Source organism: Hymenobacter sp. 102, from assembly GCF_049949205.1.
In the GTDB taxonomy this organism is placed as follows: Bacteria; Bacteroidota; Bacteroidia; order Cytophagales; family Hymenobacteraceae; genus Hymenobacter.
Genome location: NZ_CP188172.1, coordinates 3316892 through 3333928, shown reverse-complemented (window position 1 = coordinate 3333928; position 17037 = coordinate 3316892). Strand labels below are relative to the sequence as shown.

18 protein-coding genes are annotated in these 17037 nt (G+C 57.8%); 4 read left to right on the top strand and 14 right to left on the bottom strand.

Annotated elements, in window-relative coordinates:
• Positions 1-64 precede the first annotated feature (64 nt).
• The 14 genes from ACN19L_RS14285 to ACN19L_RS14220 all read right to left on the bottom strand — a co-directional run bounded on the left by ACN19L_RS14285 (position 65) and on the right by ACN19L_RS14220 (position 13598).
• Positions 65-706, bottom strand: coding sequence for an OmpH family outer membrane protein (locus ACN19L_RS14285; protein ID WP_426490170.1), 642 nt, complete (start codon positions 704-706; stop codon positions 65-67).
• A 36-nt stretch (positions 707-742) separates the two neighbouring features.
• Positions 743-1423 carry an OmpH family outer membrane protein gene (locus tag ACN19L_RS14280; protein WP_426490169.1) on the bottom strand — a complete coding sequence of 227 codons (681 nt, stop codon included), beginning with the start codon at positions 1421-1423 and terminating at the stop codon, positions 743-745.
• A gap of 42 nt (positions 1424-1465) precedes the next feature.
• A complete protein-coding gene (bamA, locus tag ACN19L_RS14275; protein ID WP_426490168.1) occupies positions 1466-3997 on the bottom strand; it encodes an outer membrane protein assembly factor BamA in 2532 nt (843 codons plus the stop codon).
• A gap of 9 nt (positions 3998-4006) precedes the next feature.
• Complete coding sequence (locus tag ACN19L_RS14270; protein WP_426490167.1) at positions 4007-4753, bottom strand: isoprenyl transferase; 747 nt, start codon at positions 4751-4753, stop codon at positions 4007-4009.
• Positions 4754-4898: 145 nt separating this feature from the next.
• Positions 4899-5657: a DUF6089 family protein gene (locus ACN19L_RS14265; RefSeq protein WP_426490166.1), complete on the bottom strand. Its 759-nt coding sequence runs from the start codon at positions 5655-5657 to the stop codon at positions 4899-4901.
• 38 nt (positions 5658-5695) lie between these two features.
• A complete protein-coding gene (locus tag ACN19L_RS14260; RefSeq protein WP_426490165.1) occupies positions 5696-6607 on the bottom strand; it encodes a DUF6089 family protein in 912 nt (303 codons plus the stop codon).
• A gap of 127 nt (positions 6608-6734) precedes the next feature.
• Positions 6735-7628, bottom strand: coding sequence for an NAD kinase (locus tag ACN19L_RS14255; protein ID WP_426490164.1), 894 nt, complete (start codon positions 7626-7628; stop codon positions 6735-6737).
• Positions 7629-7665: 37 nt separating this feature from the next.
• Positions 7666-9132, bottom strand: coding sequence for a POTRA domain-containing protein (locus ACN19L_RS14250; protein WP_426490163.1), 1467 nt, complete (start codon positions 9130-9132; stop codon positions 7666-7668).
• 13 nt (positions 9133-9145) lie between these two features.
• The gene (locus ACN19L_RS14245; RefSeq protein ID WP_426490162.1) at positions 9146-9823 is read right to left on the bottom strand and encodes a CBS domain-containing protein; all 678 of its coding nucleotides are present in this window, start codon (positions 9821-9823) and stop codon (positions 9146-9148) included.
• 163 nt (positions 9824-9986) lie between these two features.
• A complete protein-coding gene (locus ACN19L_RS14240; protein ID WP_426493587.1) occupies positions 9987-10763 on the bottom strand; it encodes an alpha/beta fold hydrolase in 777 nt (258 codons plus the stop codon).
• Between the two features lie 5 nt (positions 10764-10768).
• Positions 10769-11386: an anthranilate synthase component II gene (locus ACN19L_RS14235; RefSeq protein ID WP_426490161.1), complete on the bottom strand. Its 618-nt coding sequence runs from the start codon at positions 11384-11386 to the stop codon at positions 10769-10771.
• A 33-nt stretch (positions 11387-11419) separates the two neighbouring features.
• Entirely contained in the window at positions 11420-11941 is a 522-nt protein-coding gene (locus tag ACN19L_RS14230; RefSeq protein WP_426490160.1) for a CvpA family protein, read from the bottom strand.
• A 108-nt stretch (positions 11942-12049) separates the two neighbouring features.
• Positions 12050-12514 carry a GatB/YqeY domain-containing protein gene (locus tag ACN19L_RS14225; protein ID WP_426490159.1) on the bottom strand — a complete coding sequence of 155 codons (465 nt, stop codon included), beginning with the start codon at positions 12512-12514 and terminating at the stop codon, positions 12050-12052.
• A gap of 28 nt (positions 12515-12542) precedes the next feature.
• The gene (locus tag ACN19L_RS14220; protein WP_426490158.1) at positions 12543-13598 is read right to left on the bottom strand and encodes a hypothetical protein; all 1056 of its coding nucleotides are present in this window, start codon (positions 13596-13598) and stop codon (positions 12543-12545) included.
• An 82-nt stretch (positions 13599-13680) separates the two neighbouring features.
• Here ACN19L_RS14220 and ACN19L_RS14215 point away from each other — a divergent pair, with 82 nt between their 5' ends.
• The 4 genes from ACN19L_RS14215 (at position 13681) to selD (ending at position 17024) form a co-directional block, all read left to right on the top strand.
• Positions 13681-14394 carry a pyridoxine 5'-phosphate synthase gene (locus tag ACN19L_RS14215; RefSeq protein ID WP_426490157.1) on the top strand — a complete coding sequence of 238 codons (714 nt, stop codon included), beginning with the start codon at positions 13681-13683 and terminating at the stop codon, positions 14392-14394.
• 112 nt (positions 14395-14506) lie between these two features.
• Positions 14507-15526: a tRNA 2-selenouridine(34) synthase MnmH gene (gene mnmH / locus ACN19L_RS14210; RefSeq protein ID WP_426490156.1), complete on the top strand. Its 1020-nt coding sequence runs from the start codon at positions 14507-14509 to the stop codon at positions 15524-15526.
• Between the two features lie 11 nt (positions 15527-15537).
• Positions 15538-15930: a VOC family protein gene (locus ACN19L_RS14205; protein WP_426490155.1), complete on the top strand. Its 393-nt coding sequence runs from the start codon at positions 15538-15540 to the stop codon at positions 15928-15930.
• Between the two features lie 32 nt (positions 15931-15962).
• Positions 15963-17024 (top strand): selenide, water dikinase SelD, encoded by a 1062-nt coding sequence (gene selD, locus ACN19L_RS14200; protein WP_426490154.1) that lies wholly within the window; start codon positions 15963-15965, stop codon positions 17022-17024.
• Positions 17025-17037 lie beyond the last annotated feature (13 nt).

Below are 17037 nucleotides of genomic sequence, written 5' to 3'. Positions count from 1 at the left end.
CAGCAACAGCCGGAGCTAACGCCCCGGCTGCGCGGAAAATCAATCAGAAAAAAGCTACACGGCTCTATTTCTTGGTTTTGGTCTTGGTTTTGGTAGCGGCAGCAGGCACAGCAGATGGAGGTGTAGCAGCTGGCGTAGTTACTTTAGCAGCTGGCGCAGCCGCGCCGGGCGTAATGCCCATTTTCTTCAGGATCAGGTCCGATACGTCACCATCCTTCGGGCCGTGCAGCAGCACCGGGCTGGCACCGTCCGAGTTCAGTATGTAGGTGAAGCCATTTTCGTCGGCTACTGCGTCAATGTTTTTCTGCAGCTTGTCCAGCGCCGGCTTCAGCAAAGCCTGCTGCTTTTGCTGCAACGAGGCCTCAGCGTTCTGCTGAAACTCCTGCATCGACTGCTGCAGGTTCTGCAGCTCTTTTTCTTTATCGGCTTTCACCGGATCGGGCATGGTGGCCCCACCTTTCTGGTAGGCCTCCAGCTTCGTGCGGAAATCATTTTGCTTGGCATCCAGCTGATTTTTGAGCTGGGTGCTGTAGTCTTTCAATTGCGACTCAATCTGCTTGCTTTCGGGCATCTGGCTCAGCACGTACTCCACGCTGGTATAGCCAATTTTCAGCGGTGCGGCCGTCTGGGCCATCGAAGCTGTTGCCGTAGTGAAGGTAAGAGCGGCAGCCGCCAGCGCAACGCGGAATTTGTTCATGGTGGTCATCAAAAAGGAAAAAGTCAGAGAGTTAGATGCGTAAAGTTACTTTTTTCGGGTAGATGGCCGCGCCGGGGTTTTGGCGGGCTGCTTCCCGGCTACGGGTTCTTCCTCCGCCCCAGCGTCGGCAGTAGGCGACTGGGGGGTAGCCACAGTTTTCACGGGGCCTTTCTGGCCGGGCTGGTTGCGTTCCTCCGAGGCCAATCCTAACTCCTCCAATACAAACTCCGTGTAATCGTGCACGGGGTTGGTATAAAGCATGGTCAGGTCGCCGGATTTGTCGAATACAATAGCCAGCTGTTTCTTCTTGGCTACTTTCTCAATGGCCTCAAATACCTTATCCTGCACCGGCTTGGTAAGTTCCTGACGCTTTTTGAAGAGTTGGCCCTCAAAACCGAAGATTTTGTTCTGGTAGGCTTTAATGTCCTGCTCCTTCGTCAAAATCTCGTCCTGCCGCTTTTTCTTCATGGCTTCCGTCAGAACCACTTCTTCGGCCTGATAATTCCGATAGAGCTTATCAAGATCCTTTTTTTGGGTTTCGATGTCCTTCTGCCAGTTGCCGGAAAGCGTATTGAGTTCCTGCTGGGCCTGGGTATAGGCCGGCATCTTGCTCAGAATAAATTCCGAATCGACGTAGCCGAATTTCTGTGCCTGCGCGGTTTGTGGAGCCAGTACCACCCATAGGAGCCCTAGCAAGGCGGCCGTTCGTAATAACAGGTTGTTCATACCGATGAGAGGAAATGGAGGCCGCCCGCTGCGCTGCCGGCATTAGCGCAACTGCTGCCCGATGATAAAGTGGAACCGGCCGCCGGTCTGGCTTTGGTTTGGAGTAGCTGCCGGTACCTTGTCGAAACCCCAGCCGTAATCAAAGCCTAGCAAACCGAATGCCGACATGAAAATTCGGGCCCCGACCCCAGCCGAACGGTACAGCTTGTAGGGGTTGTAGTTAGCATACTGCTCAAAGGCGTTACCGGCCTCCGCGAAGCTGAGCACGTACACCGTAGCAGCCGGATTCAGGCTGACCGGATAACGCATTTCCATCACGAATTTATTGTACACCACGCCCCCGGCCGAATTCTGGCGGGAGGGCGGCAGGGCCTCTGCCTCGTTAGGATCAGCGTAGCCGCGCAGGCCAATGTATTCGGTACCGGCAATGAAGTTGGCATTACCGCCGTAGCCCAAACCCGAACCACCCAGCTTAAACCGCTCGAACGGCCCGATGGGACGGGCACTGTTGTAGCTGCCAATGAAGCCGAAGTGGGCGCGGGTATTCAGTACCAGCTTACCGACCACCGGCGAGAACCAGGAGGCGTCGAACATCCATTTATGGAATTCTACCCACTCGTTTACACTAGGGTGCGCGCCCGGGAAAATAGAATACGGCGGCGTCAGGTTCACGCTCAACGACAGGGAGGAGCCACGCCGCGTGAATGTGGGGTTGTCAATGCTGTTCCGGGATAAGGTAGTATTGAACGTGACGTTGGTAGCATCACCAGTTCCATTGGGAAAGAAGCTGGTGCCCAGTGCGTTGTAGTTTTTCAGCTTGTACTGTGTTACCGACAGCGCATTGCTTAGCGTAAAGTAGTCATCGGGCCAGCGCAGACGACGGCCCAGACTGATGCTACCGCCGTTGGTTTTCAACGACTGCTCTGAGTTGGCGTCGAAATTGGTGCCGAGGCGGTAAATCGTTTTGGTCAGGCTCACCGACAGGGAGTTGGGCTTGCGCCCGCCCAGCCAGGGCTCCGTGAACGAGAACGAGTAGGCCTGATACTGCAGCCCGTTGGCCTGCACGTTCAAGGCTAGGCGCTGCCCGTCGCCGGCGGGTACGGGCGTCCAGTTGCGTAGGGTGCCCGCTTTGCGCAGGGAGAAGTTGTTGAACACCAAACCCACCGTACCGATAAAGCCCGCGTAGCCGCCCCAGCCCCCCGAGAGGGTAATCTGGTCGGAAGGCTTTTCTTCCACGGTGTAGTTGATGTCCACGGTCCCGTCAGCCTGGTTGGGCACGGGGTTCAGCCCGATTTTTTCCGGGTCGAAGTAGCCCAGCGTGGCAATTTCGCGCTGGCTGCGAATCAGGTTTTCCCGGCTGAACTTCTCCCCCGGCAGCGTGTACAACGACCGCCGCACCACGTGGTCGGAAGTTTTGGTGTTGCCGGCAATGTTTACATCCTTGATGCGCGCCTGTACCCCTTCGGTCACGCGCATCTCAATATCAATGGAGTCGCCTTCCACTTTGGTTTCCACCGGCTCAATCTGGAAGAACAGGTAGCCGTCATTCATATACAGCGACGACACGTCCTGGCCCGTGGGATTGTAGTTCAGGCGCTTATCCAGCGTTTCCTTGCTGTACACGCTGCCTTCCCGGATGCCCAGCACTGAGGCCAGCGTTTTATCGTCGTAGAGGTAGTTGCCCTTCCACGTAATGTTGCGGAAGTAGTACTTCGGGCCTTCGTCCACCTTCACTGTCAGCCGCAGCCCGTCGCCTTCCCGTGAAAGAGAATCGGACAGGATAACGGCGTCGCGGTATCCCTCACTGTTGTAGAACTCGATGAGCTTTTGCTTGTCATCAGCAAACTCCTTAGGCTGGTACTTGCCGGAGTTGAACAGCTTGGGAAACTTCTTCTCCTTGGTTTTCTTGAATTTCCCCTTCAGCTTACCATCACTGAAAGCGGTATTGCCCTCAAATACGATATCGTTGATTTTAACTTTATCGCCCTTATCCACATTGATGAACAGCACCACGCTGTTAGACAGAGCCGAGTCCGGCTTCTGGGTAATGTTCACCTTGGCATCCAGGAAGCCCTTGTTGGTGTAGAACTTCCGCACCTGCGAGCGGGTGTTGCTCAGTAGGGCATCCGTCACCACCTTGCCCCGGATGAGCTTGATCTTGTTTCGCAACTCATCGGCCTGGCCTTTGCCGATGCCGGTAAACTCAAACTTGGAAAGCCGGGGGCGCTCCTTCAGATTGAAATCCAGAAATACCCGGCTGCCTTCCACGCGCGCAATACTCACGCTTACGTCGCCCAGAATTCCCTGGTCCCACAGCTTACGGATTGCGCGACCAATTTCCTCACCCGGTATGGTTATCGGGTCCCCTATCTTCAGGCCGGTCAGACCAATGAGCGTATTCGGGTCGAGGTAGCGGGCCCCGCTGATGGTAATGCCGCCCAGCGTGTAACGCTGGCCCTGCTCGCCTTCGGCTGCAGTGGGCTGGGTTTGCCCAACAGCCGCTGGCGTAGCAGCCGCCCCCATGGCCAGAGCCAAAATGGTTACCGGTAGTAGCTTTTGATAAGAAGAACTCATGTTCTGGAATTACGAAACGGTTAGCTGCTCACTGGTTTTGCCGAAGCGACGCTCCCGCTGCTGATAGGCCCGCAGCGCATCGAAGAAATGCTCGCGCCGGAAATCCGGCCACAGCAAATCGGTAATAAACAGTTCCGTGTAGGCCAGCTGCCACAATAGGAAATTACTAATGCGCTGTTCGCCGCTGGTGCGAATCAGCAATTCCGGGTCCGGGATACCCGCCGTCGACAGAAACCCTGCCACGGTGGCCTCCGTAACCTGCTCGGGCTGTAGCCGGCCGGCCGCCACCTCCGCCGCCACGCGCTGCGTCGCCTGCGTCAGGTCCCAGCGGCCACTGTAGCTTAAAGCCAGCAGCAGCGTGGAACGGGCACCAGCCTTCGTCAGCTCGATGGCCTCGGCCAACTCTTTCTGACAAGAAGCTGGTAGATTTTCAATCTGCCCGATGGCCTGCAATCGGATGCCGTTTTTGAGCAGCGTGGGCGTTTCCTGCCGGATGGTATGCACCAGCAGCTGCATCAAAGCCATCACCTCGTGCTGTGGCCTCGACCAGTTTTCGGTGGAGAAGGCGTACAAGGTGAGGTATTTCACCCCTACTTCGGCGGCAGCCTCTACCGTTTCCCGTACCGCCGTAATGGCGCTCTGGTGCCCAAAGATGCGCAGACCACCTTTTTTCTTCGCCCAACGCCCATTACCGTCCATGATGACGGCTACGTGCGCAGGAATATTCTGAGAGTCAAGTTCGGACCGGACGGCCATTAGTACTTTTTGCGTAAAGAGGCCGCAAGTTACGCAAATGGTTGCATTCCCCTCTGCCCGATAACCACTTGCGGTACACCCGCTAAAATACGCACCGCCCCCGACATTCCACAGATCGGGGGCGGTGTGCTGGTTTCGATGAGGACTATTTTCTTTTGCCCTTCTCCTGACTCTTATCCGGGCAATGAATTTTGTAAAAAGTGTACGAGATGCTTAAGCCGTTATAAAAGTACCAGTCTTGGTCGTGTGGATTGCCGACCCGGTCATCCTGCCCACTGGATTTTCCGTCGATGTGGTCCAGTTGATCAGAAAGGGTTTTGCGGGCACCCGCTTCCAGACCCAAATTCCAGTGCGTGGACAGTGCGTATTTGAAGCCAACCCCAGCCGGTATTGCTACGCTTAGCACATTACCCTTCCGGTTTAGCTGGGGCTGATTACCGCTGCTGGTAGTAGTACCCGCGAAAAAGCCGGCTACTCCCACGAACACGTAAGGAGTGAAATGCACTTTATCTTCCCGGTTATGGTAATCGAAAAAGTTATACTCCATACCTCCGCCAACCTCTACCAAGTTTCCCTTCACGTTGGCGGCCCGGTAGACTGCTAAAGGAGCTGTATTGCCGTTCACTCCCTCAACGGTTTGATCGGCGGCGCGCAGCATCCCTACTACAGCATTGGCCCTAAGGGTAACCGCCCCAGAAATGTCTTTGCGGTAAAAAACAGTGGCAGCCGGCCGGTTATTCAAGAACCGGTAGTTAGGCGACAACTCTCCCTTGTACACCATACCGCCGAGGCCAACGCCCAATTCGCTGGTGTTTTGGGCAGCTGCTGTGGAAGCAAAAAAAATACTCCCTACCGGCACCAGGCCGATAAGGAGCATTTGTAAGGAGACTGATTTTAGCATCATGCTTGGCTGTTGAAGAAATGACAGCCAGCTTCTGCTGACTATCTGAATTTGGGGTTGCGTACGCGCGGAGCAAGAATGTAGTTCACCGAAAGACCAAGCGTGGAATACCAGTCTTTCTCGTTGCTCTTACCACGCATCTGACCACCTTGATTGAACTTATCGTAGGTGTTCGGCACGATACCTGTACCCTTGGTAATATCCCAACCAAAGTACTGTGCTGCATTAGACTGTAGATCATTCTTCTGGGCTACATAGTTACCACTAACATCGTCAAGATAGTCGGTAAAAGTTTTCCGAAAACCTAACTCAATACCAATGTCAAAAGCTTTATTGAGCTTATAGCGGGCACCAGCACCAAATGGAATCACAAATTGAGCAAGTGAATAGCCGGATGATTGGCCTTCTGTGCGTAGCGGTTGCAGATTGATATACGAACCAGCGCTCAAGTTATTGCTATTCTCACCAACCAACCCCTTCGGATTGTGTCGGATCACACCAACGCCACCAAACAGATACGGCACAAAGTCCGGACGTTTAATGTAGTTGTTACGATTTTCGATCAGATCAAATATGCCTGTAGCTGCCAGTTCCAAAATGTCATTGCGAAAATTCATATTCCGGTTGTAGCGGAACTTGGCGTCCGGATCTGTCTGGTCAGCTGCTTTGGCATCGTCGCCAGTGATGCGACCATAAGAAAGTGAAAGACGACCTGAGATACGCGGTGCAAAGCGACGCGTCACATAAAGCCCAACATTGGGCCGTGTGGCACCCGGCCGGAAGCTGGGAATGCTGGGCTTGGGCGTAATGTCGCCGAAGTAAGCCATGCCGTTAAGAGTCAGGCCAACAGAGTTGTACTGCTTCCGCTTGCTGAACTGCTGTGCACTCGCCTCAGACGCTACCAGCGCGAGGACCAGCAACAGGGCTAGAGAGTGAGTCAAGAATTGCTTCATATTAAACGAAGGTTAGTAGTATCGGGCTGAAGGAGTGCAAAGAACTGGTATGGGCACGGTTGCAGTGAGTGACAAAAGTAGAAGAAGCCGTGGACTTTAAAAAGATTTATCAGAAAATGTCTATCCTTTAAACAGGTATGCCGGCAGGGTTTCTGCGGTCTAGGCCCCAGTTTAGCTTACTGCGCAAGGTACTCAGGAAGTTAACGTGATTCAGTTTTACAAGGCGAGCATTGAAGTTTTCCCGACGAACTGCAATCTGAATGCCGGCCTCTACAGTGCTGGAGCGGGAGTCAAGGGATAACAGAAAATTATTGCTGCGACCCTCAATCTCAAACGAAATTACGCTCCGATCCGACACGATCAGAGGGCGGACGTTCAGATTGTGAGGGCATACGGGAGCAATAATAAAATTGTTCGTTTGGGGTAGCATAACCGGACCGCCGCAGCTGAGCGAATAGCCGGTGGAGCCGGTGGGCGTGGATACAATCAGCCCATCAGCCCAGTAAGAGTTCAAGTACTCCCCATCAATGTATGTGTGCACGACAATCATGGAGGAAGTGTCTCGCTTCAGAATACTGAACTCATTGAGTCCGAAGTTGATATCTCCAAACGTATCGGGGTCGGTATCGACGCGAATGAGGCTTCGATCTTCCAGCACAAAATGGCCTTTGAAGAGCGCATCAATGGCCGGACCAATTTTATCGGGGGAGATAGTAGCCAAAAACCCCAGCCGGCCAGTATTGATGCCGAGAATTGGAATCTGCAGGGCACCTACGTGGGTTACAGTATCCAGCAGCGTCCCGTCGCCGCCAATGCTGAGGACGAATCGGGTGCCATGGAGTGAATCGCCACGTCGAAATGTGGAAATACCCGTCGGTAGCTGAATATGCTGGCTGAGATAGGTATAAAATGATTCCAGAATGCTGACTTCAGCCTGCCGCCGAATCAGGTCATCAATCATTTCCTGCATGAAGGCAGTCTGATTTTCGTCGAAAGGCTTGCCCAGAATGGCTATCTTCATAACAAAAAAATAATCTGATACCGGCCTGTTTGGGCGGTCAGATTGGAAACTGGGTGCGAAAAAAAAAGCCGCCCTGACGCTCCCGGTTACGCGTATATTCTAGGGTGAGTACCCAGTCGTAGTACGTAACCAAGTGCAGGGCTACGCCCGCGGAAGCCAGCAGCCGATTGGGTAGCCGGTTGCCGGGTTGTACGGAAGGTTGCCGTACGTAGCCTGCATCAGCAAAGGTATTTAAATAAAAAACCAGCGGGATGGTATTGAACCGAGAGCTGGGCACACCGGCTAATTGCAGCTTACCCACATCTAACAGCCGGTAAGTGAGCCCCTGCTGCAACAGCCCTAAGTACCGGCCTTCTATTACGTAAGCATCGTAGCCGCGCACCAGCACTTCATAGCCAAAAGCCCGACTATCGGGGTAGGCCAGTTCCTGGGCAAACCGCAGCTGCCCGGTTGCGCCCACGCTGTAGTAGAACGGCCCGCCCAGAGCCAGGTAGCGGGCGTACCGGCCACGCGCCGTGAATATATCAGGGCTGCTGTTGACCGTGAACTTTCGGTATGTGAGGCCAACCTGGGCGTACTGACCAGTAAGCGGATAGGCGAAAGTATTGCGTTGGTTGAGCGTACTCACCAGCCCAATTTCCAGGTATTCACGGCGGGGGCCCTTGAGGAAGTACCTGGGGTTGTAATACAACACCGAGTCGGAGACCTGTTCGCGGTGGTAAGAAATGTCCAGGGCCGTCAGGTGCTGTACCGTACGCCGCCAGCGAATGCCCGCTGTAGCGTACTGCCGCTCTATCGGGTACTCTACTTGCTGGCGTAGGTTACGTAACCGGTCGTTCTGGGTAGCGTAATCCAGGGCCCGACTACGGTAGTAGGAATAGCCGGCCCCAAACCCAATACGGCGGCGGCGACCAAAGCCAGGAGCTTCATAAAACAGCTCGTATTTGCGGTTGAAGCCTAACTGCAGGTTGCCCAGTAACTGCTCATTACGCCCTCGAAAGTTGCGGTGCACTACGTGTACACCATAATCGACGCGCCGCCACCGGTCGGGCCGGTCCAGCCAAGAGCGAAAATTCCGGTCGGCCAGGGAGAAGATGGGTACCGGAAAAATGTACCACCGCTCCTGCATACTGTAGAGAACCGTTAGCTCCCCTTCGCGGCATACCGTCTGAAGCAGTACCTGATGAAATAGCTGCAGGTTAAACAGACGGCGCCGGTTTACTTCCAGGCGCCGGTTCAGCGTAGCGGCCGTCAGCGTATCGCCCTCCCGGAAATCCAGTTCGGCGCGCAGCACTACTTCCCGGGTTTTTGTATTGCCCACAAACAGAATGCGTCCAACCCGCAGCACCGGATAACCGGGGCACTGGGCCTGCACCACACTGTCGGGCGTGGCGCGGCGCAACGAATCGGGAATGGAAGTGCCCCGGGTGGGTAAGGCAACGGTGCCAGCTGTGGGCGAGGGGTGGAAAGCGCCCAGCCACAGCAGCAAAACGGACAATAACACGCGGACGTTCTACTCAGATGTTGAGGTAGCGCAATAGGGCATTGTAGCGCTCCTGCTCGTCCTCCGTCACCTCGCCGGTACCGCTGAACTGCGCCGTAATAGAGTATCCGAATCGTTCCAACGTTGCAATGATGCGCGTCAAGTTGGGTGTATTCAGCTTCAGTGTGAGCCGGATGCGGTACGGGTCGTGCTCATCCTGGGCTACATGGGCACTCATGATTTTAGCGTTGTTTTCCTCCACGTACCGGCTGATCTGGGTAAGCGAATAATCCCGCTCTTCCATGGCCAGCACAATAATACCCTGTTGCCCGGTAGCTACCGGCACTTTGCCGAAAGCCGCCAGCGTATCACTCACCGTTACTACCCCCAGGTATTCGTGCTGGGCATCCAGCACGGGCACCAACTGCACCCGGTTCTGCACCGCCAGCTCAATAATATTGTAGAAATGCTGGTCGTGCTGCACGTGCACATCGGCATAGTTCAGCGGCAGACTGCCCAGCAGGCACTCCGCGCCCTCCCGGTCCAATAGGTCGGACTCTGTGACCAGTCCCCGGTACTGGCGGTTGTCGAGCACCGGGAGCTGACCCACATGGAACTCCTCCAGCCAGCGGGCCGCCTTCTCGGTAGAGTCCGTCACCTTAAGCGGCGGAATCATCTGATTCAGTAAGTCTTCGGCAAGAATGGAATTCATGGGAGAAGAAGCAAAAGCAAAGTAAAGACCGGAGCAGGAACAGTATAAGCCGGAAATCAACCGAAAAGTTACGCGGGCTGGCCACTGAATCAGGTCAACTGAAAGAGCCGCGAGTAAGGGACGAGGTTGCACCAGTGCCCATTCGGGAACAGTGTGAGCCAGGCTACGCTCTCACTGCCGCCGTGGTACGGACCAGAAAATCATCCAGGAGCTGGTTGAACGGCTGGGGGCGCTCCATCATAGGGGCGTGGCCGCAGTGGTCGAGAAAGCGCAGCTCCGAGGCGGGCATTAAGCGGTTAAATTCGTGGGCAACTACCGGGGGCGTAATAGTATCATTCAGGCCCCATACCAGCAGCGTGGGCACCAGCACGCGGTGCAGATCCTTAGCCAGATTGTGGCGCTGGGCGGAGCGGGCAATACTGATGATGCGCAGGCAACGGGCATTGGAGTTGGTGACGTTGAACACCTCATCCACAAGTTCCTTGGTCGCTACGGCGGGGTCGTAGAACGTGTAGGCCACCCGCTCCTGCACGAAGCCGTAGTTGCCGCGCTTGGGGAAGGAGCCACCCATACCATCCTCGAACAGGCCACTGCTACCGGTGAGCACCAGCCGGGTCACCCGCGCCGGGTTCTGCAGGGCATATACCAGCGCAATGTGTCCGCCCAGGGAGTTGCCCAGCACGGTACAAGGCTGCGTGAGGCCAATTTCGCTTAGAAAATCTTCCACGAAGCTGACCAGCCCGGGCACGCCTGCTTTCAGCAGGGGCATATCGTAAATCGGCAGCAGCGGAATCACCACGCGGTAGCTCGGGCTGAAGTGGGCCACCACTTCCTGCCAGTTGCTGAGGGCGCCAAACAGCCCGTGTAGCAGCAGCAGCACTTCGCCCCTGCCTTCATCTACATACTGATATTCGTTTTTTTCCTTTATCTGCAGCTCCATCATGACTAAGGAATGAGCCCGCCTCCGGCCGGAGCCGGGGCGGACTGTGCAATGATACAATTCTTGACCCAATTGCCCAGCAGTGCCAGGCCGTGCGGGGTTAGCAGGGCCTCGGGGTGAAACTGCACGCCGTACAGCGGCAGCGTACGGTGCCGCAGGGCCATCAACTCGTGGCTTTCGTCGGCGGTGAAGGCCAGGGCCTGCAGACACGGGGGCAGGTGCTGTACCACCAATGAATGGTAGCGCGTAACCGGCATCCGGACCGGCAAGTGTTGCCAGAGCGCGTCCGGCTGTGTCCACTCAATGTCGGAAACCTTGCCGTGCATGGGCCGCTGCCCCCGCTGCACCTGCGCCCCAAAAAACTCGCCCAACGCCTGATGCCCCAGACAAACGCCCAGCACTGGCTTGCTGGCGTAGTACTCCCGCACCACGGCCAGCAGGTTACCGGCCGTAGCCGGGGTGCCTGGCCCCGGCGACAGTACCAGCGCATCGAAGGACAGCTGCCGCAACTCGGTTAAAGGCACATCGTTGCGGCGCACCAGCACCTCGCACCCCAGCTGCCGCAGGTAATCCAGCAGGTTATAGGTGAAGGAATCGAAATTATCGAGCAGTAACAGACGCATAATACCGGTAACGGAGCCGCTGGCCGGGGTAGTTCAGAACACTTCCCGCAGCCTATCGAGCAGGGTGCCGGCAAAGGGCAGCACAAACCCCACCACGCTCAGGGCCACGGGCGTGGCTTCCCGCACAATCGGTAATACCTGGGAAGTAGCCAGCAGTTGGGGAGCAATGAGCTGGATACCGGCCAGCCCGATGCCGTGCAGCAGCAGACTCATGCCCAGCACCCATTTCAGCACGCCGCTGGCCGCGCCGCCCACGTTATCGAGTAGCCCGAGGGGGGTGAGGTGCACGGCCGTCCGGATGAACTTGCTGAGCAGATGGACGCCCCAGACGATGGCGGCAAACACCAGCCCGAACGACACCAGCGGCAACAGCCCAAACGCTTCGCCCACGTAATGCCGCACCAGCGGAATGGCGTCGTTCAGCAGGGCCAGCCCTCCTACCACGCCCAACACGAAGGCCAGCAAAGACGCTACCTCCAGTACCAGCCCGCGCCGGTACCCCTGCACAGCCCCGATAGCCAGCGGAATCAGAAGCAGGATGTCAAAGGTGGACATAGCAAGGAATGTACGACATGTAACTGAATGTGAGAAATGTACATGACACTGGTGAGTTAAAAGCCTTCCGAATCTCACATTCAGTCACATTTCACATCTTTCTCCGCTTTACAGGTTTGTGTTGTTGAGCAGATTGTTGACGGTCTGGGAAATCAGGCGGCCGTCGGCCAGGCCGGCCAGCTCGCGGGCGGCCACACCCATTACCTTGCCCATATCCGAAGGGCCGGTAGCACCTACGCGCTGGATGATGCCCACCAGCTTTTCTACCAGATCAGCCTCGGAAAGCTGCTGGGGCAGGTATTCCTCAATGATGGCCAGTTCAGCCAGCTCAATTTCTTCCAAGTCGGAGCGAAACTGCTTCTGGTACATCTCGGCGGCTTCGCGGCGCTGCTTGGCGGCTTTAGTCAGCAGCTTCATTTCGGCATCGGGCGTGAGGGCCGCCCCGTGCTGACCTTCGGCCGTTTCGGCCAGCATAATCTGGGATTTGATGCTGCGCAGCGCCGTCAGGCGCACTTTGTCTTTGGCCAGCATGGCCTTTTTAATATCGGCGTCAATGGTTTCTTTCAGAGCCATAGCGAGAGGGGATAATGAGGGTGCAAGATTACGGCTTATTCCCGAATACGGGGTGGCCGGCCGGGGTTTCGGGCAGTGCCAGGGCCGCCAGCAGACCGGCAGCATCGTCTACGTAGAAGGCCAGTTCGCGGGCATTGCGGCGAAGGCCGTAAGGTCCCATGATACTTTGCGGGCCGGCTAGCCCCAGTAATACATTGGGTGGCGTAAGCAGGGGTCGGGCCAAGTTCAGCCGGCCCGGAGCCGGGGCGGGTGCGTCGCGTAGTAGATACCCGGCCGCCAGGGCAGCGCGGGGCAAGCGCACTGTCCAGAAAAACCCAACGCGGAGTAGCAGTTCCTGCTCGGCCGAGAGCTGCACCGGCAGCAGCCGCACGGCCCGGACGTGGGCCAGCAGCAATATCAGCCCGTAGAGGTGCAGGGCCAGCGCCACCCCGGCGGCCAGCGCGTTCCAGCGGACCAGCAGCAGGTGCAAAGCCCCCATTTCGGCCAGTGACAGCAGCATTACCGTGCCCACGCAGGCCGTAAATGCTGACTCCTGATAGCAGCTGAACACGCGGCTGCCAGCGGGCACCACCGGCCGGGCCCGCCAGCTTGCCAGGGCGTAGTAAAACACCAGCAGCTCGAACACCAGCGGGGCCAGCGGCCGGCCAAACACCTGCCGGAAGGCGGCTGTGAGCCGCTCAGCCACCCCAGCTGTGTGCGCTGCAGCTGCCCGGTAGGCCTGCTGTAGCCGCCGCAGGTTCAGCAGCAACAGCGCGGTGGTCAGTAGTTCTACCCCACTCAGGGCCTGTCCCGCCCACCGCACGTACTGCTGCTGCGGAGCCGGTAGCAGCCAGTAGCTCAAAGCCACGGCAGCGGCGAAGGCCACCGCTACGGTGCGTACCGGCAGCCGGTAGGGCCGCACCACCAGCAGGTAGAACAGCACGGGCAGCCCCACCAGCACGTCGAAGCTCACGGCGGCCGGCAACTGAGGGTGCTGCCGAAACACCGGTTGCCGGATGATCAGCCACTCAATGCACACAACGGCCAGTACCAGCAGGCCAAACCACAGCGCGGGCCGGGCAGAAATGGGAAGGCGGGCAACCATAGCTACTTCAACTAAAATGGGCCGGCGCTGTTGGGGCTACGTATCTTTGACTTCGTACTCACCCTCAGCGCCGCTTCTGAATATGACTAAGCTCAGCGTAAATATCAATAAAATAGCTACCCTGCGGAATGCCCGCGGCCATAATCGTCCTGACCTGCTCCAAGCGGCCAAGGATTGTGAGCGGTTTGGAGCCCAGGGCATTACAGTACACCCCCGCCCCGATGAGCGCCACATCCGTTACCAGGACGTGCGCGACCTGAAGGCGGTAGTAACCACCGAGCTGAACGTAGAAGGTAATCCCACCCCCGATTTTCTGGATTTGGTGCGCGAGGTACGCCCCGAGCAGGTGACGCTGGTGCCCGACGCGCCCGACGCCATTACCTCTAACGCCGGCTGGAACACCATTCAGCACCAGGACTACCTGCGCGGCATTGTGGCCGACCTTAAACACCTGGGCTGCCGGGTGAGCATCTTCCTCGACCCCGTGGCCGAGCTGGTGCGCGCCGCCGCTACCACCGGCACCGACCGGATTGAGTTGTACACCGAAGACTACGCCCGTCAGTACCACGCCGGCCCCGAAGCGGCTTTGCGCCCTTACCGGGAAGCGGCTCTGCTGGCCCAGGAGTTGGGTCTGGGCCTCAACGCCGGCCACGACCTCGACCTCGACAACCTGGCTTACATGCACCAGCACCTGCCCGGCCTGCAGGAAGTCAGCATCGGTCACGCCCTCATCTGCGATGCGCTGTATCTGGGCCTGGAAAATACCATCCAGCTCTACCGCCGACAGCTGAAGTGAGTTGGTGAATTAGTGAGTTGTCTGTTCAGCTGATACTGTTTGCGTAGGTTGAACATCAAACTCACCCTTTCACCATCTCACTATATCACCATCTCACTATTTCACCGCCGCCGTGCCCCGTATTCCGCTTTCCGAGTTTTTGCCGGGTGCCCCCGAAGTGCCCATCCTGGATGTGCGCGCGCCCATTGAGTACGCCCAGGGTCACATTCCGGGGGCAGTAAGCTTTCCCCTGTTTACGGATGATGAACGGGCCCGCATTGGCACTACCTACAAGCAGATCAGCCAGGACCGGGCCGTACTGCTAGGGCTGGATTTCTTTGGGCCGAAGATGAGCCAGCTGGTGAAGCTGGCGCAGAAGCTGGCCCCGCACAAGCGCGTGCGGGTGCATTGCTGGCGGGGGGGCATGCGCTCCGGGGCAGTACAATGGCTGCTGGAGCTGGCTGGTTTTCAGGTGGAACTGCTGGAGAAGGGCTACAAGGATTACCGCCGCTGGGCCCTGGCCGAATTTGCCCAGCCCCGCACGCTCCGGGTACTGGGTGGCCTCACCGGCTCAGGCAAAACCGACGTGTTGCACGCCCTGGCCGCCCGGCAGCAGCCCGTTCTCGACCTCGAAGGGCTGGCCCACCACAAGGGCTCGGCCTTCGGCAGTATCGGGCAGCCGGCTTCGCCCACCCAGGAGCAGTTCGAGAACAATTTGGCTGCTGCGTTGGCCGCCTTTACGCCGGATTTGCCGATTTGGGTAGAAGACGAAAGCCGCACCATCGGGCCGGTGCATCTGCCGGTTACCCTCTACGAGCAGATGCACGCCGCCCCGCTGGTGCTGTTGGAAGTACCCCGGCAGCAGCGCGTGCGCAAGCTGGCCGAGGAATACGGCCGCCACGATCCGGCCGCTTTGGCCGCCTCCATCCTGCGCATCCGGAAGCGGCTGGGCGGGCTGGTGACCAAAGAGGCCCTGGCAGCTATTGGTGAAGAGGATATGGAGAAGATGGTGAGCCTGGTGCTGGACTATTATGACCGCACTTACACCCACGGGCTCGGCGGCCGCCGCCTCATCTCCGTCAAATCCGACACCTGCGACCCGGCCGTTAATGCCGAGCTGGTGCTGCAGACCACCCTGGCGACACACTCCTAACGGTAACTATTATGCCCGTTCCACTCCTGCGTGTGGCCCGCCCTACCGATGATTTATCGGCGCTGCTTCACTTCTACTGCGACGGGCTAGGCCTGCAGGTACTCACCTCATTTACGGCGCACAACGGATTTGATGGGGTGATGCTGGGCCACCCGCAGGCGCCCTACCACTTCGAGTTTACTCATCAGCCGGGCCACCTTGTCGGACGAGCTCCAACCTTGGATAACCTCGTGGTATTCTACCTGCCCGACGCGGCTGAGTGGCAGGCGGCGGTGGCTCGGATGCGGGCAACCGGATTTGCCCCGGTGCCCTCCTATAATCCGTACTGGGACCAGCAGGGTCTTACATTTGAAGACCCCGACGGCTACCGCGTGGTGCTGCAACAGGCATTCTGGTCCCTCTAAACTTCTCTTCCTTGCACGTATCAACCGCTACCATGCCTACTCCCGTTCAGCCCACCGATGAAATCCGCCTGACCCAATACAGCCACGGCGCAGGCTGCGGCTGCAAGATTGCCCCGAAGGTTCTCGACCAGATTCTGCATACCAGCCTGCCCCAGCCCCCGCACGAGCAGCTGCTGGTGGGCAACGCCTCCCGCGACGACGCGGCCGTGTACGACATCGGGGGCGGGCAGGCCATCATCAGCACCACCGATTTTTTCATGCCCATCGTGGATGATGCCTACGATTTCGGGCGTATTGCCTCAGCCAATGCCATTTCGGACGTGTATGCTATGGGCGGGCGGCCCATTATGGCCATTGCGGTGCTGGGCTGGCCCATCGACAAGCTGGCCCCCGAAGTGGCGCGGCGCGTAATTGAGGGCAGCCGCAGCATCTGCGCCGAGGCAGGTATTCCGCTGGCCGGCGGCCACAGCATCGACTCGCCGGAGCCCATTTTCGGGCTGGCCGTCACGGGGCTGCTCCGCATTGAAAACCTGAAGCAGAACGACACGGCCACGGCCGGCTGCGAGCTGTACCTAACCAAACCGCTGGGCGTGGGCATGCTCACCACGGCGCAGAAAAAAGGACTGCTGCAGCCCGAGCACGCCCACATTGCCCCCCAAAGCATGATGCAGCTCAACAAAATTGGGGCGGAGCTGGGCCAGCTGCCCGGCGTACGTGCCATGACGGACGTAACCGGTTTCGGGTTGCTGGGCCACTTAGCCGAGGTGTGCGAGGGTAGCAACCTCACGGCTGAAATTAACTTCGCTAAGGTTCCCCGCCTCCCCGAGGCCGAGCAGTACCGGCAGCAGAAGGCCATTCCGGGCGGCACGGTACGCAACTGGGACTCCTACGGCCACAAGGTAGGCCCCATTACCGACGAGCAGCGCGCCTGGCTCTGCGACCCGCAGACTTCCGGAGGACTATTGGTGTGCGTGGAGCCTGATAGCCGGGCCGCCGTGCAGGCCATATTTGCCCGGCACGGACTCACGCTGGAGGCCTTCGGGCAGCTGCGGGAACACACTTCTACTGAGCCCTGGATTGTTGTTACTACCTAGCTACCAAATCATT

What these genes read in the sequence shown, in the direction of transcription:
- ACN19L_RS14270 (WP_426490167.1), bottom strand. Translation starts at nt 4,753, where the DNA reads ATGGCCGTCCGGTCCGAACTTGACTCTCAGAATATTCCTGCGCACGTA.
- ACN19L_RS14215 (WP_426490157.1), top strand. Translation starts at nt 13,681, where the DNA reads ATGACTAAGCTCAGCGTAAATATCAATAAAATAGCTACCCTGCGGAAT.
- ACN19L_RS14205 (WP_426490155.1), top strand. Translation starts at nt 15,538, where the DNA reads ATGCCCGTTCCACTCCTGCGTGTGGCCCGCCCTACCGATGATTTATCG.
- ACN19L_RS14245 (WP_426490162.1), bottom strand. Translation starts at nt 9,823, where the DNA reads ATGAATTCCATTCTTGCCGAAGACTTACTGAATCAGATGATTCCGCCG.
- ACN19L_RS14265 (WP_426490166.1), bottom strand. Translation starts at nt 5,657, where the DNA reads ATGATGCTAAAATCAGTCTCCTTACAAATGCTCCTTATCGGCCTGGTG.
- bamA (WP_426490168.1), bottom strand. Translation starts at nt 3,997, where the DNA reads ATGAGTTCTTCTTATCAAAAGCTACTACCGGTAACCATTTTGGCTCTG.
- ACN19L_RS14280 (WP_426490169.1), bottom strand. Translation starts at nt 1,423, where the DNA reads ATGAACAACCTGTTATTACGAACGGCCGCCTTGCTAGGGCTCCTATGG.
- selD (WP_426490154.1), top strand. Translation starts at nt 15,963, where the DNA reads ATGCCTACTCCCGTTCAGCCCACCGATGAAATCCGCCTGACCCAATAC.
- ACN19L_RS14260 (WP_426490165.1), bottom strand. Translation starts at nt 6,607, where the DNA reads ATGAAGCAATTCTTGACTCACTCTCTAGCCCTGTTGCTGGTCCTCGCG.
- ACN19L_RS14235 (WP_426490161.1), bottom strand. Translation starts at nt 11,386, where the DNA reads ATGCGTCTGTTACTGCTCGATAATTTCGATTCCTTCACCTATAACCTG.
- ACN19L_RS14285 (WP_426490170.1), bottom strand. Translation starts at nt 706, where the DNA reads ATGACCACCATGAACAAATTCCGCGTTGCGCTGGCGGCTGCCGCTCTT.
- ACN19L_RS14240 (WP_426493587.1), bottom strand. Translation starts at nt 10,763, where the DNA reads ATGGAGCTGCAGATAAAGGAAAAAAACGAATATCAGTATGTAGATGAA.
- ACN19L_RS14255 (WP_426490164.1), bottom strand. Translation starts at nt 7,628, where the DNA reads ATGAAGATAGCCATTCTGGGCAAGCCTTTCGACGAAAATCAGACTGCC.
- ACN19L_RS14230 (WP_426490160.1), bottom strand. Translation starts at nt 11,941, where the DNA reads ATGTCCACCTTTGACATCCTGCTTCTGATTCCGCTGGCTATCGGGGCT.
- ACN19L_RS14220 (WP_426490158.1), bottom strand. Translation starts at nt 13,598, where the DNA reads ATGGTTGCCCGCCTTCCCATTTCTGCCCGGCCCGCGCTGTGGTTTGGC.
- ACN19L_RS14225 (WP_426490159.1), bottom strand. Translation starts at nt 12,514, where the DNA reads ATGGCTCTGAAAGAAACCATTGACGCCGATATTAAAAAGGCCATGCTG.